Below are 23823 nucleotides of genomic sequence, written 5' to 3' on the forward strand. Positions count from 1 at the left end.
GGCGCGAGGGCGGGAAGGGCTCGGGTATCATTGGCCGTTTCCCACAGGAACGGAGCGGGTCCATGACACACCGCCTTGCAACGCTGGCCATCCACGGCGGCCAGTCGCCGGACCCCAGCACCGGCGCGGTCATGCCGCCGATCTACGCGACGTCGACCTATGCGCAGTCCAGCCCGGGCGTGCACCAGGGCTTCGAGTATTCGCGCACCCATAATCCGACCCGTTTCGCGTACGAGCGCTGCGTGGCCGCGCTGGAAGGCGGCAGCCGCGGCTATGCGTTCGCCTCGGGCATGGCCGCGACCTCGACCGTGATCGAGCTGCTCGATGCCGGCAGCCACGTGGTGGCGATGGACGACATCTACGGCGGCAGCTTCCGCCTGTTCGAGCGCGTGCGCCGCCGTACCGCCGGGCTGGATTTCAGCTTCGTCGACCTGACCGATCCGGCCGCGTTCGAGGCGGCGATCACGCCGCAGACGAAGATGGTGTGGATCGAAACGCCCACCAACCCGATGCTGAAGATCGTGGACATCGCCGCGGTCGCGGCCATCGCCCGGCGCCATGGCCTGATCGTGGTGGTGGACAACACCTTCGCCTCGCCGATGCTGCAGCGTCCGCTGCAGCTGGGCGCGGACATCGTCGTGCACTCGGCCACCAAGTACCTCAATGGCCACTCGGACATGGTCGGCGGCATGGTCGTCGTCGGCGACAACGCCGAACTGGCCGAACAGATGGCCTTCCTGCAGAACTCGGTGGGCGGCGTGCAGGGGCCGTTCGACAGCTTCCTGGCCCTGCGCGGGCTGAAGACGCTGCCGCTGCGCATGAAGGCCCACTGCGCCAACGCGCTGGAGCTGGCGCAGTGGCTGGAGACCCATCCCGCCGTCGAGAAGGTGATCTATCCGGGGCTGGCCACGCACCCGCAGCATGCGCTGGCCTCCCGGCAGATGGGCGGCTACGGCGGCATCGTCTCCATCGTGCTCAAGGGCGGGTTCGAAGCCGCCAGGCGCTTCTGCGAACGCACCGAACTGTTCACCCTGGCCGAGTCACTGGGCGGCGTGGAAAGCCTGGTCAACCACCCTGCGGTGATGACCCATGCCTCGATTCCGCCGGTCCGCCGCCAGCAGCTGGGCATCAGTGACGCGCTGGTGCGGTTGAGTGTGGGGGTTGAGGACGTCGAAGACCTGCGCGAGGATCTCAAGGGCGCGCTTTCCGGTGTAGGCGGGCATGGTTGAACCGCATTCCGGTGCCCCCACCGCCTTGGTTGCGACACTGGTACGCAACCGCGGATTGATACGCCAGTTGGCCTGGCAGGAGATCGCCGGGCGCTACCGGGCATCCGTGCTGGGAGTAGCATGGATGGCTATCACCCCTTTGCTGATGCTGGCGGTCTATACCTTTGTGTTTGCGGTCGTGTTTCAGTCGAGATGGGGAGGTGGTGGCGATACTGACAAGGCGAAGTTTGCAGTAGTCTTGTTCGCAGGTTTGGCTGTGTTCAATCTGTTCGCCGAGTGCGTCAACCGGGCGCCGGGCCTGATCGTGGCCAATGCCAACTACGTCAAGCGCGTGGTGTTCCCGCTTGAGCTGCTGCCAGTCATCACGCTGTGCGGGGCGCTGTTCCATTTCGTGGCCAGCATGCTGGTCTGGGTGGTGGCGTCGTGGCTTCTGATCGGGCCGCCGCCGCTGACGGCATTGCTGCTGCCGCTGGTGCTGCTGCCCCTTCTGATCGGTACGCTGGGACTGGGCTGGCTGCTGTCCGCGCTGGGGGTATACCTGCGCGACGTCGGGCAGATGGTCGGTGTGGCGGTGACCGGCCTGCTGTTCCTTTCGCCGATCTTCTACCCGATCGATGCGGTGCCGGAAAGCGTGCGCGGCCTGATACGGCTGAACCCCGTGGGCTACATGGTCGATATGGCGCGGGGCGTGATGGTGTTCGGCACCTTGCCGGACCTGACCGGTTACCTGCTGGCCTTGTCCGCGAGCGTGTTGTTGGCCTGGGTGGGCTTCTGGTGGTTCCAGAGCACCCGCAAGGGGTTCGCCGATGTCCTGTGACGATTACGCCGTTTCCGTGGAAGGGGTGGGCAAGTGCTATCACCTCTATGGCCATCCTTCCGACCGCCTCAAACAGTTCGTACTGCCGCGCCTGGCCTCGCTGGCGGGGATGGCCGAACGCCGCTACTTCCGCGAATTCTGGGCGTTGCGCGACGTCGGCTTCCAGGTGCGCCGGGGTGACCAGGTAGGAATCGTCGGTCGCAATGGCGCGGGCAAGTCGACCCTGCTGCAGATCATCTGCGGCACGCTGGCGGCGACCGAAGGCAGTGTGCGGGTCAATGGCCGGGTGGCGGCGCTGCTTGAGCTCGGCGCGGGCTTCAACCCCGAGTTGAGTGGAGCCGAGAACGTGTTCCTCAACGGAGCCGTACTGGGCCTGGACCGGCAGCAGATGGAACAGCGATACGAGCGGATATTGGCATTCGCCGATATCGGCGAGTTCATCAGCCAGCCGGTGAAGAATTATTCAAGCGGCATGTACATGCGGCTGGCGTTTGCGGTGGCCGCGCATGTCGATCCGGAAATCCTGGTGGTCGATGAAGCCCTGTCGGTGGGCGACGAGGCTTTCCAGCGCAAGTGCAATCTCAAGATCCAATCGCTGCGGGACGCGGGTGCCACGGTGCTGTTCGTTTCGCACTCGGCGAGTCATGTGATCGAGGTATGCAACCGCGCGCTGCTGATCGACAAGGGTCGGCTGGTCTGTGAAGGCGAGCCGAAGAAGATCGTTTCCACCTACCACCGTATGATCCACGCCGCAGCGAAGCTGGAGGGCGAGGTGGGTCCGGTTGCCGCAACCGATGCGGAGGAAGTCGCCGGGAGCGGCGATGCCGTCGTCATGCCCGAGATTGCCGTCGATGACGAGGCCTTCTGGGATCCGGGCTTGGTATCGACCACCGCGGTGGACTACCCCTCGCTTGATTGCCGGATACTTTCGCCGCGTCTGCTGCGCCTGGATGGGCGCAAGGTCAATGTGCTGGCAGGCGGAGGAGAATACGTCTATGCCTACGAGGTTCATTTCGAGGCTGCGGCCGCTGCCGTCCGCTTCGGCATGATGATCCGCACCATGCGTGGCCTGGATCTGGGAGGCGGCGTCTCGATGCCGGCGGGCGCATCCCACGAATTTTTCGTGCGCGGCAGCGTGGTGGAGGTCCGCTTCCGCTTCCGTGCAGCCATGGAGGCGGGCGTCTACTTCCTCAATGCCGGCGTGGTCACCATTCTCGGAGACGAGGAAAAATATCTTGCCCGCATCGTCGATGCGGTGATGTTCCGGGTTCTGGCGAAGCGGAGTTCACTGGCTACGGGCATGGTGGATTTCGGCATATCGCCCGGAATAAAGGTGCAGGAAGCAACAGGTTGATGGGGCTGTTCCGCCATCGATGATGGCCCCGGCATGCATGAAGGACAGGAAATGAATCGACGCAATTCGCACGCTCTGCTGGTGCTGGGCATGCATCGCAGCGGCACATCTGCGGTCACGGGAGCGCTGGCACTACGGGGCGTGTTCCTGGGGCAGGACCTGATGCCCCCCGGTCCGGACAACCCCAAGGGGTTCTGGGAGCACGCCGGTGTGGTGGATATCCACGAACGCCTGCTTGATGCACTCGAACGCAGCTGGGACGATCCGCGTCCGCTGCCGGAGGGGTGGCTGGATGCGCCGGCAACCGCGATGGCCCGTGGACAACTGCGCGACCTGTTGCTGGCCGAGTTTGGCGGACAGCCATTGTGGGCGATGAAAGACCCTCGCCTGTGCCGGTTGTTGCCGTTGTGGTTGCCGTTGCTGGCTGAACTGGGAATCGGTGCCAGTGCGGTGGTGGTGGCGCGGGATCCGCGTGAAGTCGCCGCCTCGCTCTGGGCGCGCAATCGTTGGCCAGGAGCGCTTTCGCGTGAACTGTGGGTGCGGCATCTCTCCGATGCGATCGCCGACAGTGCACCGCTGGCGAGGCGCATATTGGCCTACCCGCGGCTGCTGGCCGATCCGGCTGGGGAGATCGAAGCGCTGGTCGATACGTTGCGGCTGCCGGCACCGGCACCGGCGGAAGGCCACGCCGCACGGATCCGTGATTTCATCAGTGGCGATGATCGGCATCACCAGGCCGAAGCCGATCCCGCGCCGGAATGGCAGGCAGCGGTAGCCCTCTACCAGTTGATGCTGCGGCAGCCGGCGCCTTGGGACGAACTCCAGGCGGCCGCATCGGCCATCGCGATGGAGAGCCGGCCTTTGGCCGGTGCGCTGGCTGAATACGCCGGCTTGCACGCGGCGCAGCGGCGCGCATTGGCGGAGGCGGACGAGCAGACGCGACGGCTGCAGATGCAATGCGAGCAGTACGCATCACGCTGCGAGCAATATGGCCATCGCGTGGACGAGCTCGAATCGGCGATGGCAACGGCAGGCACGGAACTTGACCGGGTCAACCGCGAACTGGAAGCGCGCACGGACTGGGCCAGGAAACTGGATGCGGACCTGCAATCGCTGCGCGCCACGCACGCGGCGCTGGAGTTGCGCAGTGCGGAAAACGAAGCGCAATCGGTGCGCACGATTCAGGTGCAACAACGGCATATCGAGCACCAGGAACGGCTGCTTGCGCAGGTGCTGGGCTCGCGCTCGTGGCGCTTGACCCGGCCACTGCGCGGCGTGGCGCGGCTGTTGCGTGGTGACTGGCAATCGTTGGCGCGGGTATTCCGCCAGAGTCGCCTGGCGCGACTGCCGGGGATGGCGCTCCTGCGTCCGCTCGGCCGGCGGATTCTGGTGCAGGATCACCCGCCTGCGTGCGGGCAGGTGAATGTGCCGCCGCCTGCCATGGACGTGGACCTGACGGGGTTGTCGTTCCCGGACGTCGCCGATCCAGAGGTGTCGATCATCATCCCCGCCTACGGCAATCTTCCCTATACGGCGGCCTGCCTGCGCTCCATTGCCGACAACCTGCCATCGGCGGCAGTGGAGGTGATCGTTGCCGAGGATGCTTCCGGCGATACGGAGATCGATCGCCTTGCGCAGGTCCCGGGGCTGGTCTATCGGCGCCATCCGTCCAACCTGGGCTTCGTGCGTTCCTGCAATGCGGCCGCCAGGCTTGCAAAGGGGCGATACGTCTATCTGCTCAACAACGATACGCAGGTCACCGCGGGTTGGCTGGACGCGCTGTTGGATGTGTTCTTGCGCAAGCCCGATGCCGGCCTGGTTGGATCCAGGCTCGTCTATCCCGATGGCCGCCTGCAGGAGGCCGGCGGCATCGTCTGGAGGGATGGCAGTGCCTGGAATCATGGGCGACTGGATGATCCGGCCAGGGCACAGTATGGCTACCTGAAAACCGTCGACTATGTTTCCGGCGCTTCGATCATGCTGCCGCGTACGCTATGGGAGAAGCTGGGAGGCTTCGACGAGCGTTACGTGCCTGCGTACTACGAAGATACGGATATCGCGTTCAGGGTGCGGGAAGCGGGATTGCAGGTCTACCTGCAGCCGTCATCGGTGGTGATGCATTTCGAGGGCATCTCCAACGGCACGGACGAAGGCAGCGGCATAAAGGCCCATCAGGTCAGCAACGGCCGGAAGTTCCTGGAACGCTGGCGCGCGGTGCTCGAGCAGGGGCACTTCGACAATGGCCAGCACGTGTTCCTTGCGCGTGATAGAGGCCAGTTCCGCCGTTCGACCGTGCTGGTCGTGGATCACTACGTACCGCAGCCGGACCGGGATGCGGGTTCACGTGCGACCTGGCAGGTAATGGAGCTGCTTGTCGCTAAAGGCTGCAACGTCAAGTTCTGGCCCGACAACCTCAATTATGACCCGGCATATGCTCCCGCCCTGCAGGCGCTGGGAGTGGAGGTGATGCACGGGGCGGAATACGCAGGGTGCTTTGAGGACTGGGTGAGCGAAAATGGTGGGTATCTCGACGCAGCCATCCTCAACCGTCCGCATATCGCAGTGAATTACCTGCGTGCGCTGCGCGAACACAGCAAGGCCCGCGTGCTGTACTACGGCCATGACATCCACCATCTTCGCCTCGAGCAGCAGCTGCGGCTTGCTGCCGACGCGGGCCTCCAGCGGGAAATGGAACAGGTGCGCCGACAGGAGTGGGGTTTGTGGCGTGACGCCGACGCGGTGTTGTATCCCTCCGAAGATGAAACCGCACATGTAAAGGAATGGCTGAGGGCCAACGCGGGTCATGCCCAGGCGTTGACCGTGCCCCTGTATGGTTACTCGGATGTGGTGCAGGCCCACCGGGCTGGGCCCGACGGACGCCGCGACATGCTGTTTGTGGCCGGCTTCGCCCACTCGCCGAACGTGGACGCGGCCCGTTGGCTGGTGCATGACATCCTGCCGCGGGTGCGTGAGCGGCACCCCGGGGTGCATATGTACTTGGTGGGCTCCAATCCGACGGCCGATGTATGGGAACTGGCGGGGGCGGACGTGCACGTCACCGGATACGTCAGTGACGAGGTGCTCGAGGACTACTATGCGCGCTGCCGGGTTGCCGTGGCGCCACTACGTTTTGGTGGTGGCATGAAGGGCAAGGTGCTGGAGAGCATGCGCCATGGCCTGCCCATGGTTACTACGCCGGTGGGCGTGCAGGGCCTGGCGGCAGCCACGTTCCTGCCGCACTCGGACGATGCCGCGACGCTGGCCGATGAGATCTGCCGGCTGCTGGCGGACGACAGATACTGGCGACAGGTATCGCGGGCTTCAACGGACTTCATTGCCGGCAATTATTCGGTGCAGGCGCTATGGCAGGTGCTGGAGGCACAGCTGCAGGCGGATCGCTGAAGAGTAGAAGCGGCTGTGCTGCGGGCCTATGTCGTTTTGCCTGAGTGACGTAAAGGAAGGCTGCCAGGCCCATCTGGCCGGGCAGCCGCAGTCCATCACGGAGCTGTCGCAGTACAGTCGGCCAGATCCAGGTCCGCCTGTGCCAAGATGCTATCGTCGCCATTGCGCACCAGGGTCAGATGCGAGCGGTTGGGCAACTGCTTGTCTAGGCGCAGCGAGGCCGCAGGATTCGGTGCGATGGTGTCCAGCAGTTGCCTGTGACCGCCGATAGTCTCCGCCCATAGCTGGATACCGTTGGTGGCCAGTCCGGCGGTCTGGATTTCGATGGATACATCCAATGGGGTTCCGCGGATCGCGCAGCGGTCTCTGTGGCTGATGCTCAGTATTGCCGGATGCTCCGCATCGAGGATGGTTTCATCAGGAGCCTGTGCAGCATCGCCGCCACTGAATCCTGGAATGGCAGCCAGTTCGGGATAGAGCCGGTTGCGCATCTGGAAGTCCCGAGAGAACACATTGAGTTTGCGTTGCACCAGCATATCCATAACCTGCTTGCGGCGATCCGGCGCGTACTCGCATACCACCATGATGTCGGGGCATTGCCCAGGATCGGCTTGCGGTGCGTTGGCCAAGCGTTGCATGACCAGTGCGGCATTCTGCCAGTAGGGGGTCAGGTAATGCGGGAGTATCCAGGAGTCACGCGAAACCATGAACTGCACGGACAGCAGACCAATGCATACGATGATGCTGGCGGTGAGCTCGAGCAGGCGTGGGAAGCGGATGGGGCGTGGTTCGCGGATCGTGGCTTGCAGCATGATTGCGAGAGCGACGAGGGATACCTGATAGGAATGGACGTAGCGTGGCTGGTGGAGATAGTTCCAGTCGAACATCGGCACCCGGCCGATGATGATGGCAGCGGTCATGCCGTAGGCCAGCAGCATGAGGAAAACCGACATGGCGATGACCCGGTCATACCGATCGCTGCGCCAAGCAAGGTAGGCACGGATCCAGAACCATGCATGCAGCAAGACGACGATGGCCGCGCAGATGATCATCAAGCGCGGATATGTTTCAGGGAAATGTCTGGCGAGATGCTCGACGTGGATCAGGCTGTCGGAAAAGGGAATCAGCAATCCAGTGATCGCATCAGGCTCCGCGAAGGCGGAAGCAAAGGCGCGTATGTCGACGCCTGAGCCTCCTTCCAAGCCAGCATGCCGGGCAATCAGCCAAAGGCAGAGGCGCGCGACCAGGAGGCCGGCTAATGCCGCTGCGACCTGTAGCCATGCTGCGCGCCTGTTGCCGGTCCGCATCGGCGCCAATGCCATCAGGGTCGCCAGCAAAGTCACGATCGCCTGAGAATCGATGCATATGCCCAGAACTGCGGTGGACGCCAGGGCCAGCAATGGCCGCGGGCGGCTGTAGCTGGTCATGGCGAACGCGAAATATGCCGTGCCCAGCAGTAGGGCGATGTAGCCGAGCGTTACCAGAGGCCAAGTGAATACGTTGGTGCTATTCAGTGACAGACCCAGTGCGAAGACCAGCAGCGCGCCCAAGGCGGTGGCAGCGCGCTCCCCGAGAGACCCGACCGGCTGGCGGTAGAGCTCCCTGGCGATGATCGCGCACCATAGAATGCCGATCAGGACGCCAATCAACCCTTCGATGCGGAAGTCCATATCGAAGAATCGCGTATGGAAAAGCAATACGAGCTTCTGCAGCGGTTGTGCATGGTCGACGCCGTTCCGCTTCATGAACAGGTCGAGAATGTCCAGCGATCCATCGAAATATCGCGGCAGGAAGTACTCGAGAAAGTACCAGCCATCGGCCTGGATCAGCGGCGTCGCGGCTGCGAGGCTGAACAGCACCGCATTGCCGCAGACGAATATGATCAGGAGGAAGGCAACGTTGGTTACCCACTTGGTGCTGCCGGGGTACTCAAGCAGTGCCTTCATCCGACAGTACCCAACGCCTGGTCGGCCGCGGCAAGAATAGCATCGAGATGCTCTTCCACCCCGATCCACAATGGCATCCGCACCAGGCGCTCGCTGAGCGTGTCGGTATTGCGCAGTTCGCCATGGCTGCGCGCGGTCTGCAGGCCCGCCGGCGCTGAATGCAGCGGGATGTAGTGGAACACCGTCTGCACGCCGCGGGCCTTCATTTCCGCGATGAAGCGGGTCCGCGTCTCGAGGTCGGGCAACAGCATGTAGTACATGTGCGCGTTGTGTTCGCAGTCGGTCGGCACCACCGGGCGACGCAGCCGGCCCGCCTTCTCGTGCGGCTCCGCCCACTGGTGGTAGCGTTCCCAGATGGCCAGGCGCCGCGCGGTGATCTGCTCGGCCTCCTCGATCTGCGCGCACAGAAATGCCGCGGTGATCTCACCGGGCAGGAACGACGAGCCCACGTCCACCCAGGTGTACTTGTCGACCTGGCCGCGGAAGAAGCGGCTGCGGTTGGTGCCCTTCTCGCGCAGGATCTCGGCACGCTCGCCGAAGCGCGCGTCGCGGCACAGCAGTGCACCGCCTTCGCCGGAGATGATGTTCTTGGTCTCGTGGAAACTCAGCGCGCCCAGTTCGCCGATGGTGCCCAGCGGGCGTCCCCTGTAGGTGGACATGATGGCCTGTGCCGCATCCTCGACCACCACCAGGCCGTGGCGGGCGGCGATGTCCATCAGCGTATCCATCTCGCACGCCACGCCTGCATAGTGGACCACGCAGATGGCGCGGGTACGCGGGGTGATCGCGGCCTCGACCAGGCGCTCGTCCAGGTTCAGGGTGTCCTCGCGCACGTCCACGAACACCGGGACCGCACCGCGCAGCACGAAGGCATTGGCGGTGGAGACGAAGGTGTAGGACGGCATGATCACTTCATCACCGGGTTGCAGGTCGAGCAACAGTGCCGCCATCTCCAGTGCCGCGGTGCAGCTGTGGGTGAGCAGCGCGCGCTGGGCACCGGTACGCTGCTCCAGCCATGCATGGCTGCGCTTGGTGAACTGGCCGTCGCCGGACAGATGGCCGTTGGCATGCGCCTGGGCGATGTGCCACAGCTCGCGGCCGGTCATGAAAGGCTTGTTGAAGGGAATCAAGGGTGGCCTCGCGGAGTGCGTTGAGGTGGTTCAGGCGACCGATCGCGAAAGTACGACCACGCCAAGCATGATGATCAGCGTGCCGGCGATCTTGTAGCCATCCAGTTGCTCATGGAAGATCGCCACCGCCAGCAGCGCGACCAGGAAGAAGTTGATCGCCATGTACGGATAGGCGCGGCTGATCGGCAGCTTGCTGATCGCCGCCATCCAGCACAACGAGGCGCCGAACGCCGCGGCGAAGGCGGAAATCACCCACGGCTTGAGCAGCAGCTGCACCAGGTTCAATGGCTGCAGCGGGGCCGCCAGCAGGTGCCCATGCACGCCGACCTGCCATTTCAGGATCAGTTGGCCGTAGACGGTCAACATGATGGTCAGGGCGATGAATACATAGCTCATCGGGTCAGTTTCCAGGCAGGGTGATCTTGCGGGTGAGCACGTCCAGCAGGTCGGTGCCGTCCCAGACCGGATGGAAATCCAATGCCCGGCCGAACGGCACGATGCGGTCCAGCGCGCGGTTGCCAAGCTGGTCCAGCAGGGCCACCAGGGCGTCGCGGGAGAAGCCGTGCTGGGCCAGGGTCTGGTCGCGGTCGTCCAACTGCGGGGCGAGATCCGGGAGTGAATCGAGCCGGACTTCCACCACCAGCCCGTGCCCGCTCTGCAGTTCGCGCAGCCGTCCATCGGCGTGCCCGGCCTCCAGGGTCAGCGGGTAGTTGCCCAGCGCGCTACTGGCGTGCAGGCCCGGGGTGAGCGCCGCCATCAGATGTGCGTCGGTGACCCGTGCCATCAGCGCGGCGGGTTCGTCCGCGACCTGCCCGGACTGCGCGCGCACGGCCGGCCAGAAGCGCGCGCGCGCGGCGTCCACCGTGTCCGCCGTGCCGACCCAGTACAGCGTGCGCGGCGAGGAACAGGCCTGTTGGCCGAACCAGAGCACGTCGTTGATGAAGCGGTGCGCGAGCTGCTGCAGTTCGACGTCCTCGGCCGCGGCGACCGCCGCCGCGTCAATGGCTGCCACCCCGAACCGGTCGGGGAAGGCCAGTTCCAGCGCCAGCGGCGCCAGCGGCAGCGAGCGGATCTTGGCCACTGTCGCGTCGCCGCCCCAGATGATGCGCGCGTGGCAATGGCGCGACAGCAGCGTGGTCACCGCATCGTCGTGCGGATAGGTCAACAGCACGCTGCGCTGCAGGACTTCGCCGTGCAGGCCTTCGGCCTGCATCGCGTGCAGGATCGAGACGAGCGCCTCGCGCTGTGCACTGGGCTTCTGCGACAGGCGCGCGACGTTGCGGTTGCCGGCAAGCACCGACATCAGCCAGGCGTAGGCGAACAGCACGTCGACATTGGCCGGCGCAAGATGGAAAACCAGGCCGCGCGCGAGCAAGTGCTCGTTGGCCGGCGCCTGCAGGCGGCGGGAAAGATGTTCCTGCGCCGCTGGCCGGAACCAGTGGGCCAGGGTGGCGAGTTCCGGATGGTCGCGCAGTACCGGCAGGGCAAATACCCGGCGCGCGAAGTCGGCCACGAAGGCGCGCGCCTGCGTGCTGAATGGGGGCAATGGTGCCAGGCCGGCAATACGTGCCAGCTGCGCATCGAGCGGCGCGTTGCCGTCGACGGAGAACAGGATGCGGGTCATGCGGTCGGTACCGTCCTTGTGTCGCTGCAGCCACGTACTTCGACGTTCCTGATGCGGCCGAGCACGCCGAAATGCTTGCCCGGGCGCCCGCACCGGCAGTCGTCCTCGCCGTGGATCACGCCCAGGTCCTCGGTGAGCAGGCTGTGCCCGGGATAGCTGCCGGGCAGCAGGCTCAATACCTGGATCGCGCCGATGGTGCCGTTCTCGACCGGGGCAAGATCCTGCAGGTCGCGGACGATGACGTCGGCGTAGGCCGGTGCGTGCAGGTGCCCGTGCTCGCATTCGAAGAAGATCGATCCGACCTGTTCGACCATGCCGTAGTAGTTGTGCACCCGTTCGATGCCGAACGCGGCGGACAGCGCGGCCTTGTAGGCGGCGTTGTCGACCTTCTGTTCGTCCATCTTCTTCCAGCCGCCGCCATGCACCAGCATGCTGCCGGCCGGGAAGCGCAGCTCCACCCCGTCGCGCCGCGCGGCCTGGACGAACGACTGCCAGACGATGAAGGTGAATCCGAACAGCAGTACCGGTTCCTCGGGCGCCCTGGACAACCACTGCGCCAGCGCGTCCCAGTCGGGCTGCAGCTGTTCATCGAGCAGGTAAAGATGATCGCGGCCGAAGTTGGAGAAGCCCAGGATGCCGGCCGCGCGCGCGTTGAAGCGGCTGCGGTCGCGCAGGAAGCTGTCGTCGTCGACCACCAGCATGCGCAGGCGGCGGTTGCCGGCGAAGTGGGAGAAGATCCGCGTCAGGGCGCGCGTCTGCGCGCGTGCGGTCTCGGCGTCGAGGAAAATGCGCGATACCGCCGCGCCGGTCGTACCGCTGGACACCAGCGTGCGCAGCACTTGGTCGTCGGGGACGCTCTTCAGGTCCAGCTGCTTGAACAGCCGCACGGGCAACCACGGCAGCGCCTCGAGGCTGTCGGCTGCGCCGCCCTGCCAGAGCGCGTCGAGCATCGCCGCGTAGGGCGCGCAATGCGCGTGGTGGTGGCGGGTGAGCGACTGCAGCCCGTGCAGCAGCCATTCGCGCTTGGCCCGGCGATCCAGGCCGAAGACATCGACGTCCAGTGCGGCCGCGGCCAGTGGCGTCGTGGGTGCCATGTTCACTTTCCGGCTCCTTCCCCGGCCAGTTGCCGGAGCGACGGGTAATCGGTCTTGCCATTGGACAGCAGTGGCAGGGCCTGCAGATGGATGCAGCGCACCAATCCGCCAAACAGTTTGTAGCGCGCCTGTACCAGGCGGCGGACCTCCTCCTGCGGCGCGGCGTCGCCCCCGTGGCTGAATACCACCAGGTCGTCATCGCTGCCGGAGCAGGCGATCTGCCGGCCCAGCGCCGCCGACAACATTGCTTCGACTTCGTCCAGGTTGACGCGGTTGCCGGAGATCTTCAGGAAGCGCTTGGCACGGCCGGTGATGTAGTGGAAGCCGTCGGCGTCGACCCGGGCCAGGTCGCCGGTGCGCAGCACGCCGTGCTGTTCATCGGCAGCGGCCAGTCCAGCGCGCGAAGTGGCATAGCCCATCATCACGTTGGGACCCTCGTACACCAGCTCGCCGCTGTCGCCGTCGATGCGCATGCGCCCGCCGGGAATCGGGATGCCGATGCTGCCGACCTTGTCCAGCAGGCGGTCCGGTGGCACGTAGCTGATCCGCGGGGAGGCCTCGGTCTGCCCGTACATCACGAAGAATCGCAGGCCGTGGTCGCGGGCGGACTCGGCGAAATGCCGCACCAGTTCGTCGCGCAGTCGCCCGCCGGCCTGGGTCAGCATGCGCAGGCTCGGCAGCTGCAGTCGCGCCAGGCCCATGCGCCGCAGGATTTCGTAGGTGGCCGGCACCCCAGAGAGCGAGGTGACGGCGTTGCCACGCGCGGCTTCCCAGAACTCGCGCGTCATCAGGCTGTCCTCGCTAAGCACCACGCAGCCGCCGCATGCGAGGTGGCTGTTGAGGATCGACATGCCGAAGGAGTAGGCCAGCGGCAAGGTGGTGATGGCGCGGTCGTCGGCGCTCAGGCCGAGGTAGGCGACGATCGAGGCGGCGTTGCTGGCCAGCCCCTGTGCGGACAGCCGCACCAGCTTCGACGAGCCGGTGCTGCCGGACGTGCTCAACAACACGGCCAGGTCCGGGTGCGGCGCGGCGGCGGCGGTGTCTGCGTCGCGGATATGGAGGCACAGGCGCTGGCCGGCATGCACGGTCGTGTAGCCGTACGGGGCCGGGCCGGGCAATGCGAGCCACTCGGGCGTGTAACGCGCGACCAGCGTTGCCAGCAGTTCCGGATCGGTATCTGCCTGCACCAGCAACGGAACCTGGCGCCCGCTGCGCAGCGCACCTAGGTAAAGTGCCACGGCCTCGGTCGTGCTGGGCATCGCCAGAATGCCCATGCCGCGGCCGGGCGGGAGCAGGCTGGCCAGGTCGTCGGCCAGTCCGGCCAGCTCACGGTAACTGAGGGTGCGCGCCCCTTCGACCAGGGCCGTGCGTTCTCCGTGGGGCAACTGCCAGAAGCGCACTTAGACCACCATCTGCCCGTCGATGCCGATGATCTGGCCAGTGACGTAGGTCGATTGATCGCCGAGCAGGAACGCGACCAGTTCCGCCACCTCCTGCGGTGTGCCGGCGCGGCCCATGCCGATCGACGCCACGCGCCTGGCATGGGCGGCTTCGGCCATGGTGCGGGTCATGTCGGTGTCGATGAACCCGGGCGAGACCGCGTTGACGCGGATCCCCTTGGCGGCCAGTTCCTTGGCGGCCGAACGCGTCGCCCCGACCAGGGCGGCCTTGCTGGCGGCATAGAGGCTCAGGCCCGCGGCGCCGTTGACGCCCATGATGGACACCAGGTTGACGATGCTGCCGCGCTGCGTGCGCGACATCAGCCGCGCCGCGTACTGCATCGCCATCAGTGGTGCCTTCACGTTTACCGCCAGCACGCGGTCGATATCGTCGGCGCGGATCATGCCGAGCAGGCCTTCGTGCAAGACGCCGGCATTGTTGACCAGGCCGTCGAGGCGGGCGAAACGGCTGAACACCTGCTTGAACAGCCCCGCCACCGCGTCGGCGTCGGCCAGGTCGAGCGCTGCGCTCATGGGCTCCGGCGCGCCGTGGGCGGCCAGCTCCGTCGCCAGCGTCTGCAGCGCTTCGCCATCGCGCGCCACCATCACCAGCTGCGCGCCCTGTGCCGCGAGCCGTTCGCAGATGGCCCTGCCTATGCCGCGCGAAGCGCCGGTGACCAGGATGACGGGGGCATCGGCGGTACCCATCGTCAGAGCGCGGCGCCGTGCTTGCGCAGGATCTCGCGCGCTTTCCCGACCGAGCTCATGTCGATCACGTCGTCCATGTCGATCATCACGCCGAAGGCCTCTTCCAGCGCGGCGACCACCGACATGTGGGCGATCGAATCCCACTGCGGGATGGTGTTGTAGCGCAGCTCGTCGGTGACCTGGGCGGCATCGATGCCCAGCACGCGGGCGAAAACGGCGACGACCTGGTCTTCGTGGGAGGGGTTGTTCATAGGAATTTCCGGAAACCAGTGAGGGAAGTGTTGAACTGGAAGCCAAGCCGCGCATACAGGTTGATGATGCCGGTGTTGGCGGCAGACACCAGCGTGGTGCAGCGCTGGACATCGCGCGCGGCCAGTGATTCGAGCGCCGTTACCCAAAGCGGCATCGCAAGCATCGCATAGGGGGCTGCCGCGCCCGTGAGCAGCAGTTCGGCGCGATGCTCGCTGGCGTGCACGCGTTCGGCGTGGAAGCCGATGACGCGGCCGCGCGACTCGGCGGTATAGGCGAGGCCGCCGTTGACCAGGTCTTCGATCCAGTTGGCGGTGCGTTTCCGCGCGTGCGCCGGGTCGATCGCCGGATCCTCGAGGAAGCGGCCATGGCCGAAATCGTCGTGGGCGATGCCGCGCAGCAGCGGGATGTCGTCGGCGACGGCGGGGCGCAACGTCGGCAGCATGCCGCGTGGAACCGGCGGCAGGTTGCCCATGCCACTGCGCGAGACCGTCAATGACGTTTCCACGAACTGGAAGTCACCCGCGAGCAACACGCCGCGCAGCAGATGCGCATTGCCATCGACGCGGCCGAACAGGTAGCGCACGCCCAGGCCATGGGCCCACTGTTCCGCCTGGGCGAGCAGACGCGACGCACTATGGGCGCTGCGCGCCTCGAAGCTGGTGATCTCGGCGGTGGCAAAGCCCAGTGCACGCTCGTCCCATGGGGTCAGCCGCGCCTGCAGGCATGCGTCCTCGTGCCGGAGTGAAAGCTCAGTCACGCCCGGTCTCCGCGGTGGTATCGGCGACGATGTAATAGGGTCGCCGCTGCACGTTGCGGAACACCTGGCCGACATACAGCCCGACCACCCCCATGGAGAACATCATCAGGCCCCCGATCAGCCAGATGGCGGCGATGATGGAGGTGTATCCCGCCACTTGGATGTCGCCGTCCCACCAGCGCAGCACGCTGATGGCGACCATCACGAAGGCGACCAGCGCGCAGAATATGCCCGTGCCGGCCACCATGCGCAGCGGTTTTTCGGAATAGCCCAGCGCGATGTTCATGGCCAGCCGCAGCAGCCGGCGCAGGGTGTAGGACGACTCGCCCTGCGCGCGCTGCTGGTGGCGGACGGGCAGCTTGGCGGTGCGGAAGCCGGCCCACTTCACCATCAACGGGAACGAACGGTCCCGCTCGGGCATCGTGCAGACCGCATCGATCACCTTGCGGTGGAAAATGCCGAAATTGGCGGTGGATGGATCCTGCGGCACGCCGGTAAGCCAGCCCAAGGTGGCGAAAAAGCCCCACGACGACAGCCGCTTGAGCGGTGTGTCCTGGCGTTCCACGCGCTGGGCGAACACGACTTCGTAGTTCCCGTCCAGGGCCTTGCGGTACAGCCGCGGGATTTCCGCCGGCACGTCCTGCAGGTCGCAGTCCATCACCACGGTCCAGTGTCCGCGTGCATGCTCGATGCCGGCGGAGATGGCCGAATGCTGGCCGAAGTTGCGCGACAACCGCAGACCGGTGAGCCATGTCCTGGTGGCCGCCAGTTCTTGGATGCGCCGCCAGGCGCCATCCGGGCTGGCGTCGTCGACCAGGATCAGCTCGAACGCGATATCCATGCCTCCCACCGCCGCCTGGACCTGGTCGGCCAGTTCCTCCAGGCAGCCCACGCAGCCATAGACGGGAACCACGACCGACAGTTCGATTGGCGGCGTGATGGGGACTGGGGCAGCGGTCATGGAATATAAGGCCTCGGCGCCATCTATCAGGGAGGTCGGACCTGGGGGCGCGATGCCCTCGTCCGTGCGCAGACGGACCCAGCGACGCGAAAGTATAGGCGCCCGCGCGATCCGGCGGCATGACGGTGGCGGCAACCGCTTCCGGTTGCCGCCACGCGCGGCGTCAGAGCGCCGCTTCCAGCTCCGGCAGGAGGGTGAACAGGTCGCCCACCAGGCCGATGTCGGCCACTTCGAAGATCGGCGCGTCGCCGTCCTTGTTGATCGCCACGATGGTGCCGGCATCCTTGATGCCGGTCAGGTGCTGGATCGCGCCGGAGATGCCCACGGCGATGTACAGCTCGGGGGCGATGATCTTGCCGGTCTGGCCGACCTGCATGTCGCTGGGCACATAGCCGGCATCGACCGCGGCACGCGAGGCACCGACCGCGGCGCCGAGCTTGTCGGCCAGCTGGTAGATGACCTTGAAGTTCTCTTCCGAACCCACGCCGCGGCCACCGGATACCACGCGCTTGGCGCTCTGCAGGTCCGGGCGGTCGCTCTTGCCGGCGGCCAGGCCGACGAAGCGGGTGTGCGCGGGCAGCGCGACATCGACGCTGATCGCTTCGACCGCGGCGTTGTTGCCCTTGGCCGCTTCCGGCCACGAGGCGGCGCGCACGGTGGCCACGACCACCTGGTCGGCCGGCACCTCGACGGTGATGATGGCGTTGCCGGCGTAGATCGGGCGCTTGAAGGTATGCGGGCCGTCGACGGCCATCAGGTCGGAGACCTGGTTGACGCCCAGCAAGGCGGCCACGGCCGGCATCAGGTCCTTGCCGGTGGTGGTGGACGGGCCGAGCACGTGGCTGTAGCCGGTGGCGACCTTGGCGATCTGCGGGGCCTGGACCTGCGCCACGGCGTGTTCGTTGGCCGGGTTGGCGAGGGTCAGCACCTTGCCGACGCCGGCGATCTGCGCGGCTTCGGCGGCGATGGCGGCCGGATCGGCGGCCAGTACCAGCACGTCGATGTCGCCGCCGATGGCGGCCGCGGCCGACACGGTCTTGGCGACGGCGCTGTTGAGCTTGCCGTCCAGGTGTTCGGCGATCACAAGAATTTTAGACATCGGAACTTCCTTCAAATGGGGCGCAAGGCTTCGGCATTGGAAAGTCCGGCCACGGATGGCCGGGCTCTTGATCAGGGATGATCACAAGAGCCCCTTCTGCTTGAGTGCGGCCACCAGTTCGGCGGCATCCTTCACCATCACGCCCTTGCTGCGCTTGGCCGGGGCGGCGTAATGGGTGGTCTTGAACGTATCGGCGGCTTCGACGCCCAGGTCGGCCAACTGCAGGGTCTCCAGCGGCTTGGCCTTGGCTTTCATGATGTCCGGCAGCTTGATGAAGCGCGGCTCGTTCAGGCGCAGGTCGGTGGTGATCACTGCCGGCAGGTCCACTTCCAGCGTTTCCAGGCCGGCGTCGACTTCACGGGTGACCGTGGCCTTGCCGTCGGCGATCTCCACCTTGGAGGCAAAGGTGGCCTGCGGGCGCGCCCACAGCGTGGCCAGCATCTGCCCGGTCTGGTTGGCGTCGTCGTCGATGGCCTGCTTGCCGAGGATGACCAGGTCCGGCTGTTCCTTTTCCACCAGCTTGAGCAGGGTGCGGGCGGCGGTCAGCGGCTGGATCGCCTGGTCGGTGACCACGTGGATGGCGCGGTTGGCGCCCATGGCCAGGCCGTTGCGCAGGTGCGCCTGGGCGTCGGCCGGGGCGATGGTGGCCACCACCACTTCGCTGGCGATGCCCTTGTCACGCAGGCGCAGGGCTTCTTCCAGCGCGATTTCGTCGAACGGGTTGGGCGAAAGCTTGACGCCGTCGGTGACCACGCCGGAACCATCCGGCTTGACCTGAATGCGGACGTTGTAGTCCACCACGCGCTTGTACGCGACGAGGATTTTCATGTGCTGCGGGATCCTTCGGTTGCAGGGGGCCGGCGCCAGTGCCGGACAGATGAGGGCCCGATTCTAGCGGCTGGGGGAGTCCCGTGCGAATGCGTATGGATATGCCCGCCCCGCGTTCCGCTGGGGCGGGGGCCATCATCGGCCGTGGGTCCATCGCCTGCCTGCACCCGGGCGCACGTGCATCGTCCGGCGTTCAGTGGCGGCAAAGCTGGCGCGGCAGGGGTGCCTGTATCCTGTGCCGCTTGGAGCAAGCCTCGGATCGCGGAGATCCGGGCGAATGGACGTCACAGGAGACAAGAATAGTGCCCACCTGGCTAGTGACCGGCGGTGCCGGCTTCATCGGCGGCAATTTCGTGCTGGAGGCGGTCGCCCGCGGCATCAAGGTCGTCAACCTCGATGCCCTCACCTACGCGGGAAACCTGCGCACCCTGGCGAGCCTGGAAGGCAACCCGGCGCATGTTTTCGTCCAGGGCGACATCGGTGACCGCGCCCTGGTCGAGCGCCTGCTGGCCGAGCACCGGCCCGACGCGGTGCTGAACTTCGCCGCCGAGAGCCATGTCGACCGCTCGATCGACGGCCCCGGCGCCTTCATCCAGACCAACGTGGTCGGTACCCTGGGCCTGCTCGAAGCGGTGCGCGACTACTGGAAGGGGCTCCCGGCCACCGAGGCCGAGGCGTTCCGGTTCCTGCACGTGTCCACCGACGAGGTCTACGGCACGCTGGGCGAGACCGGCAAGTTCACCGAGACCACCCCGTATGCGCCGAATTCGCCGTACTCGGCGTCCAAGGCCGCCTCGGACCACCTGGTGCGCGCGTTCCACCACACCTACGGGCTGCCGGTGCTGACCACCAATTGTTCCAACAACTACGGCCCGTACCACTTCCCGGAAAAGCTCATCCCGCTGGTGATCGCCAAGGCGCTGGCCGGCGAGCCGCTGCCGGTGTACGGCGACGGCCGGCAGGTGCGCGACTGGCTGTTCGTCACCGACCACTGCGAAGCGATCCGCACGGTACTGGCCAAGGGCAGGGTCGGCGAGACCTACAACGTCGGCGGCAACTCGGAGAAGCAGAACATCGAAGTGGTGCAGGCGATCTGCGCACTGCTCGATGCGCGCCGCCCGCGCGAGGACGGCAAGCCGCGCAGCAGCCAGATCACCTACGTGGCCGACCGCCCGGGCCACGACCGCCGCTACGCCATCGATGCGTCCAAGCTGAAGGACGAACTGGGCTGGGAGCCGGCCTATACCTTCGAACAGGGCATCGCCTTCACCGTGGACTGGTACCTGGACAACCAGGCGTGGGTCAACGGCGTGCTCGACGGCAGCTACCGCCTGCAGCGCATCGGCACCGCCGCCTGACACCGGAGACGACATGACCCAACGCAAAGGCATCATCCTCGCCGGCGGTTCCGGCACGCGCCTGTATCCGATCACCAAGGGCGTCAGCAAGCAGCTGCTGCCGGTGTACGACAAGCCGATGATCTACTACCCGCTGAGCGTGTTGATGATGGCCGGCATCCGCGAGGTGCTGATCATCAACACCCCGCACGAGCAGGCGTTGTTCCAGGCATTGCTGGGCGACGGCTCGCAGTGGGGCATGGACATCCGCTACGCGGTGCAGCCGAGCCCGGACGGTCTGGCGCAGGCCTACCTGATCGGCCGCGATTTCGTCGGCGGCAAGCCGAGCTGCCTGGTGCTGGGCGACAACATCTTCCACGGCCACGGCCTGCGCCAGCTGCTGCGCAGCGCCGATGCGCGCGAGGCCGGGGCGACCGTGTTCGGTTACTGGGTCAATGACCCGGAGCGTTATGGCGTGGCCGAGTTCGATCGCGACGGCAAGGTCGTCGGCCTGGTCGAGAAGCCGCAGAACCCGCGCTCCAACTACGCGGTCACCGGGCTTTATTTCTATGACGGCAATGCCAGCGACTACGCGGCCGCGCTCAGCCCCTCGCCGCGCGGGGAGCTGGAGATCACCGACCTGAACAAGTGCTACCTGGACGCGGGCACGCTGTACCTGGAGCAGCTCGGGCGTGGCTATGCCTGGCTCGACACCGGCACCCACCAGTCGCTGCTGGAGGCGTCCAACTTCATCGAGACCATCCAGACCCGGCAGGGCCTGCAGGTCTGCTGCCCCGAGGAAATCGCCTATGGGCAGGGCTGGATCGGCGCGGCCGAACTGGAGGCGCTGGCCGCGCCGCTGCTCAAGAACGGCTATGGCCAGTACCTGCAGAAGCTGCTGCAGCGCGGGGTGGTGCCATGAAGGTCATCGAGACCGCACTGCCGGGCTGCGTGGTGATCGAGCCCGCCGTGTTCGGCGACGCCCGCGGCATGTTCTTCGAGACCTGGAACGCCGAACGCTTCGCCGCGCACGGGCTGCCCACCAAGTTCGTGCAGAGCAACGTCTCCACTTCGGTCAAGGGCGTGCTGCGCGGCCTGCATTACCAGTGGCCGCGGCCGCAGGGCAAGCTGGTCAGCGTGCTCGAGGGCGAGGTCTATGACGTGGCGGTGGACATCCGCCGCGGCTCGCCGACCTTCGGGCGCTGGGACGCGGTGCTGCTCAGCGCCGACAACCATCGCCAGTTCTGGATCCCGGAAGGCTTCGCGCATGGCTTTGCGGTGCTGTCCGAGCGCGCCGTGTTCAGCTATCTGTGCACCGACGTCTACGTCAGGGAAGCCGACGCCGGCGTGCGCTGGAACGATGCCGGCATCGCCGTCGACTGGCCGGTCAGCGCGCCGACGCTGTCGGCCAAGGATGAAGCGGCGCCGTTCCTGGCGGATATCCCCGAGGACCGGCTGCCGGTGTATCAGCCATGACGATCCTGGTGTTCGGCGGCAACGGCCAGGTCGGCCGCGAACTGCTGCGCGCGCTGGCGCCGCTGGGCACGGTGGTCGCCACCACCCGCAGCGGCACGCTGGCTGACGGCAGCGCCTGCGAAGTGGCCGATTTCGACCGGCCCGACAGCCTGCCGGCGCTGCTGGACCGGCTGCGGCCGGCGCTGGTGGTCAATGCCGCGGCCTATACCGCGGTGGATCGTGCCGAACAGGAACCGGAGGCCGCGTTCCGCGCCAACGCGCAGGCCCCGGGCGTGATCGCGCGCTGGTGCGCCGCGCAAGGCGTGCCGCTGGTGCATTACTCGACCGATTACGTGTTCGACGGGCAGGGCCGCGCGCCTTACCGCGAGGACGCGCCGACCGCACCGCTGGGGGTCTACGGCACCAGCAAGCGCGATGGCGAGGACGCGGTGCGCGCCGCCGGCGGGCGCCACCTGATCTTCCGCACCGCATGGGTGTATGCCGCACATGGCGGCAATTTCCTGCGCACCATGCTGCGCCTGGGCGCCGAGCGCGACGAACTGCGCGTGGTCGCCGACCAGATCGGCACGCCGACCCCGGCTGCCCTGATCGCCGACGTCACCGCACACGCGTTGCGGCATCCGGGCGGCCTGTCCGGCACCTGGCACCTGACCGCATCGGGGCAGACCAGCTGGCACGGTTTCACCGAGGCGCTCTTTGCCGAAGCGTTGGCCGCCGGCGTGCTGGCGAAAGCGCCGCTGGTGGAAGCCATCCCCAGTTCGCAGTACCCGACGCCGGCCAAGCGCCCGGCCTGGTCGGTGCTGGACAACCGCCGGCTGCAGCAGGATTTCGGCATCGTGCTGCCGGCCTGGCAGGACGCGCTGAAGCGGGTGATGGCGGAGATTGCTGCGGCCTGACCTGGGTCGCAGCGAGTTCAGGCTGGAAGCCCGGCCACCGGCCGGGCTTCCAGTTGGCGCGAGGGGGCCTCAGCTGCGCCCGTAGGTGTCCTCGAAGCGCACGATGTCGTCCTCGCCGAGATAACTCCCCGACTGCACCTCGATCAGTTCCAGCGGCAGCTTGCCGGGGTTGCGCAGCCGGTGCGTGACTCCCAGCGGGATATAAGTGCTCTGGTTCTCGCTGAGCAGCAGCACTTCATCGCCGCGGGTGACCTCGGCCGTGCCGCTGACCACCACCCAGTGCTCGGCGCGGTGGTGGTGCATCTGCAGGCTCAGGGTGCCACCGGGCTTGACCGTGATGCGCTTGACCTGGAACCGCTCGCCGTTATCGATGGAGTCGTAGGCGCCCCACGGACGGTAGACCTTGCGGTGCCAGGCGGCCTCGCTGCGGCCGTCGGCCTTCAGTCGCGCCACCACGTCCTTGACCTCCTGCATGCGGTCGGCCCTGCCGACCAGCACCGCGTCATCGGTCTCGACCACGATCACGTCATCCAGCCCGACCAGCGCCACCAGCCGTTCCCCATAGGCATAGGTATTTCGGCAATCGATGGCGATCACATCGCCGTGGTGGGCGTTGCCGTCGTCATCGCGTGCGGACACGTCGCGCAGCGCGGTCCACGAACCGACGTCGCTCCAGCCGGCATCCAGCGCCACTACCACCGCATCGGCGGTTTTCTCCATCACCGCGTAGTCGATCGAGTCCGACGGCACCGCCGCGAACGCGTCGGCATCGAGTCGGGTGAAGTCGGTGTCGCGGCGCGCGCTTTCCCAGGCGGTGCGGCTGCGCTCGAGCATGGCCGGATTGAAACGGGCCAGTTCCTCCAGGTAGCGCGAGGCGCGGAACAGGAACATGCCGCTGTTCCACAGGTACTGGCCGCTGGCGACATACGCGGTGGCGGTGTCCAGGTCGGGCTTCTCGACGAAGCGCTCGACCGGGCGGGCGCCGCCACCGGGCGCGGCCTTGATATAGCCATAGCCGGTTTCCGGGCCGGTCGGGACGATGCCGAAAGTCACCAGCTTGCCGGCTTCGGCGGCGGTCGCGGCCTGGCGCACGGCGGCGTGGAAGGCGGCCTCGTCGGCGATCACATGGTCCGACGGCAGCACCAGCAGCAGCGGGTCATCGCCCTGGCGCGTGGCTTCCAGCGCGGCCACCGCGATCGCCGGCGCGGTATTGCGCCCCATCGGCTCGAGGATGATCGCCTGCGGCTCCGCGCCTGCCTGTTGCAGTTGCTCGGCGGCGACGAAGCGGTGCGCTTCGTTGGCGATCACCAGCGGGCCACGCGCGGCGACGGCGGCGGCGCGGTGCCAGGTTGCCTGCAGCATGGTCAGCGTACCGGTCAGCGGCAGGAACTGCTTGGGGTAGGTCTCGCGCGAGAGCGGCCACAGGCGGGTGCCGGAGCCGCCGGACAGGATGACGGGCGTGATGTTGCTCATG

At 66.6% G+C, this 23823-nt stretch carries 21 protein-coding genes; 8 read left to right on the top strand and 13 right to left on the bottom strand.

The window, feature by feature from the left end; all coding sequences use genetic code 11:
- Positions 1–62: 62 nt before the first annotated feature.
- The 4 genes from ACJ7VY_RS02455 to ACJ7VY_RS02470 are packed head-to-tail and all read left to right on the top strand — an operon-like array spanning position 63 to position 6802.
- Positions 63–1229: a cystathionine gamma-synthase gene (locus tag ACJ7VY_RS02455; RefSeq protein WP_161615115.1), complete on the top strand. Its 1167-nt coding sequence runs from the start codon at positions 63–65 to the stop codon at positions 1227–1229.
- Positions 1222–2046 (top strand): ABC transporter permease, encoded by an 825-nt coding sequence (locus ACJ7VY_RS02460; protein ID WP_161615116.1) that lies wholly within the window; start codon positions 1222–1224, stop codon positions 2044–2046. Before ACJ7VY_RS02455 ends, ACJ7VY_RS02460 begins: the two co-directional genes overlap by 8 nt.
- Positions 2036–3400 (top strand): ABC transporter ATP-binding protein, encoded by a 1365-nt coding sequence (locus tag ACJ7VY_RS02465; RefSeq protein ID WP_161615117.1) that lies wholly within the window; start codon positions 2036–2038, stop codon positions 3398–3400. The genes ACJ7VY_RS02460 and ACJ7VY_RS02465 overlap by 11 nt, the downstream gene beginning before the upstream one ends.
- 51 nt (positions 3401–3451) lie before the next feature.
- Positions 3452–6802 carry a glycosyltransferase gene (locus ACJ7VY_RS02470; protein ID WP_237723590.1) on the top strand — a complete coding sequence of 1117 codons (3351 nt, stop codon included), beginning with the start codon at positions 3452–3454 and terminating at the stop codon, positions 6800–6802.
- A gap of 95 nt (positions 6803–6897) precedes the next feature.
- Here the strand turns inward: ACJ7VY_RS02470 and ACJ7VY_RS02475 are convergent, their stop codons facing one another.
- From ACJ7VY_RS02475 to ACJ7VY_RS02530, 12 genes are all read right to left on the bottom strand, one after another.
- Positions 6898–8748: a hypothetical protein gene (locus ACJ7VY_RS02475; protein WP_409476297.1), complete on the bottom strand. Its 1851-nt coding sequence runs from the start codon at positions 8746–8748 to the stop codon at positions 6898–6900.
- Positions 8745–9878: a dTDP-4-amino-4,6-dideoxygalactose transaminase gene (gene rffA, locus ACJ7VY_RS02480; RefSeq protein WP_161615119.1), complete on the bottom strand. Its 1134-nt coding sequence runs from the start codon at positions 9876–9878 to the stop codon at positions 8745–8747. The genes ACJ7VY_RS02475 and rffA overlap by 4 nt, the downstream gene beginning before the upstream one ends.
- Before the next feature lie 30 nt (positions 9879–9908).
- Positions 9909–10274, bottom strand: coding sequence for an EamA family transporter (locus tag ACJ7VY_RS02485; protein ID WP_104937987.1), 366 nt, complete (start codon positions 10272–10274; stop codon positions 9909–9911).
- A 4-nt stretch (positions 10275–10278) separates the two neighbouring features.
- Positions 10279–11502 (bottom strand): acyl-CoA reductase, encoded by a 1224-nt coding sequence (locus tag ACJ7VY_RS02490; protein WP_161615120.1) that lies wholly within the window; start codon positions 11500–11502, stop codon positions 10279–10281.
- Positions 11499–12596, bottom strand: coding sequence for an acyl-protein synthetase (locus tag ACJ7VY_RS02495; RefSeq protein WP_161615121.1), 1098 nt, complete (start codon positions 12594–12596; stop codon positions 11499–11501). The genes ACJ7VY_RS02490 and ACJ7VY_RS02495 overlap by 4 nt, the downstream gene beginning before the upstream one ends.
- A gap of 2 nt (positions 12597–12598) precedes the next feature.
- Positions 12599–13996: an AMP-binding protein gene (locus ACJ7VY_RS02500; RefSeq protein WP_409476298.1), complete on the bottom strand. Its 1398-nt coding sequence runs from the start codon at positions 13994–13996 to the stop codon at positions 12599–12601.
- Positions 13997–14743, bottom strand: coding sequence for an SDR family NAD(P)-dependent oxidoreductase (locus tag ACJ7VY_RS02505; RefSeq protein WP_161615123.1), 747 nt, complete (start codon positions 14741–14743; stop codon positions 13997–13999).
- A gap of 2 nt (positions 14744–14745) precedes the next feature.
- On the bottom strand, positions 14746–14994 hold the full coding sequence (locus tag ACJ7VY_RS02510) for an acyl carrier protein (protein ID WP_054662745.1): 249 nt from the start codon (positions 14992–14994) through the stop codon (positions 14746–14748).
- Positions 14991–15752 carry a GNAT family N-acetyltransferase gene (locus ACJ7VY_RS02515; RefSeq protein WP_409476299.1) on the bottom strand — a complete coding sequence of 254 codons (762 nt, stop codon included), beginning with the start codon at positions 15750–15752 and terminating at the stop codon, positions 14991–14993. The genes ACJ7VY_RS02510 and ACJ7VY_RS02515 overlap by 4 nt, the downstream gene beginning before the upstream one ends.
- Positions 15745–16713 carry a glycosyltransferase family 2 protein gene (locus ACJ7VY_RS02520; protein WP_409476300.1) on the bottom strand — a complete coding sequence of 323 codons (969 nt, stop codon included), beginning with the start codon at positions 16711–16713 and terminating at the stop codon, positions 15745–15747. The genes ACJ7VY_RS02515 and ACJ7VY_RS02520 overlap by 8 nt, the downstream gene beginning before the upstream one ends.
- 163 nt (positions 16714–16876) lie before the next feature.
- A complete protein-coding gene (locus ACJ7VY_RS02525; protein ID WP_293762268.1) occupies positions 16877–17812 on the bottom strand; it encodes an electron transfer flavoprotein subunit alpha/FixB family protein in 936 nt (311 codons plus the stop codon).
- An 81-nt stretch (positions 17813–17893) separates the two neighbouring features.
- Entirely contained in the window at positions 17894–18640 is a 747-nt protein-coding gene (locus ACJ7VY_RS02530; protein ID WP_104937995.1) for an electron transfer flavoprotein subunit beta/FixA family protein, read from the bottom strand.
- A gap of 302 nt (positions 18641–18942) precedes the next feature.
- Here ACJ7VY_RS02530 and rfbB point away from each other — a divergent pair, with 302 nt between their 5' ends.
- From rfbB to rfbD, 4 genes are read left to right on the top strand one after another with little or no spacing between them, the layout of a single operon-like run.
- The gene (rfbB, locus tag ACJ7VY_RS02535) at positions 18943–19998 is read left to right on the top strand and encodes a dTDP-glucose 4,6-dehydratase (protein WP_293762264.1); all 1056 of its coding nucleotides are present in this window, start codon (positions 18943–18945) and stop codon (positions 19996–19998) included.
- Positions 19999–20011: 13 nt separating this feature from the next.
- Positions 20012–20899: a glucose-1-phosphate thymidylyltransferase RfbA gene (rfbA, locus tag ACJ7VY_RS02540; protein WP_161615128.1), complete on the top strand. Its 888-nt coding sequence runs from the start codon at positions 20012–20014 to the stop codon at positions 20897–20899.
- On the top strand, positions 20896–21453 hold the full coding sequence (gene rfbC, locus ACJ7VY_RS02545; protein WP_409476301.1) for a dTDP-4-dehydrorhamnose 3,5-epimerase: 558 nt from the start codon (positions 20896–20898) through the stop codon (positions 21451–21453). The genes rfbA and rfbC overlap by 4 nt, the downstream gene beginning before the upstream one ends.
- Positions 21450–22349: a dTDP-4-dehydrorhamnose reductase gene (gene rfbD / locus ACJ7VY_RS02550; protein ID WP_409476302.1), complete on the top strand. Its 900-nt coding sequence runs from the start codon at positions 21450–21452 to the stop codon at positions 22347–22349. Before rfbC ends, rfbD begins: the two co-directional genes overlap by 4 nt.
- A gap of 69 nt (positions 22350–22418) precedes the next feature.
- On the opposite strand, the gene ACJ7VY_RS02555 is transcribed toward rfbD, so the two are convergent.
- Entirely contained in the window at positions 22419–23822 is a 1404-nt protein-coding gene (locus ACJ7VY_RS02555; RefSeq protein WP_161615131.1) for a mannose-1-phosphate guanylyltransferase/mannose-6-phosphate isomerase, read from the bottom strand.
- Position 23823: the final 1 nt, after the last annotated feature.

Origin of the sequence: Stenotrophomonas sp. Y-13 (assembly GCF_046267925.1) — a bacterium.
GTDB lineage: Bacteria > Pseudomonadota > Gammaproteobacteria > Xanthomonadales > Xanthomonadaceae > Stenotrophomonas > Stenotrophomonas acidaminiphila_A.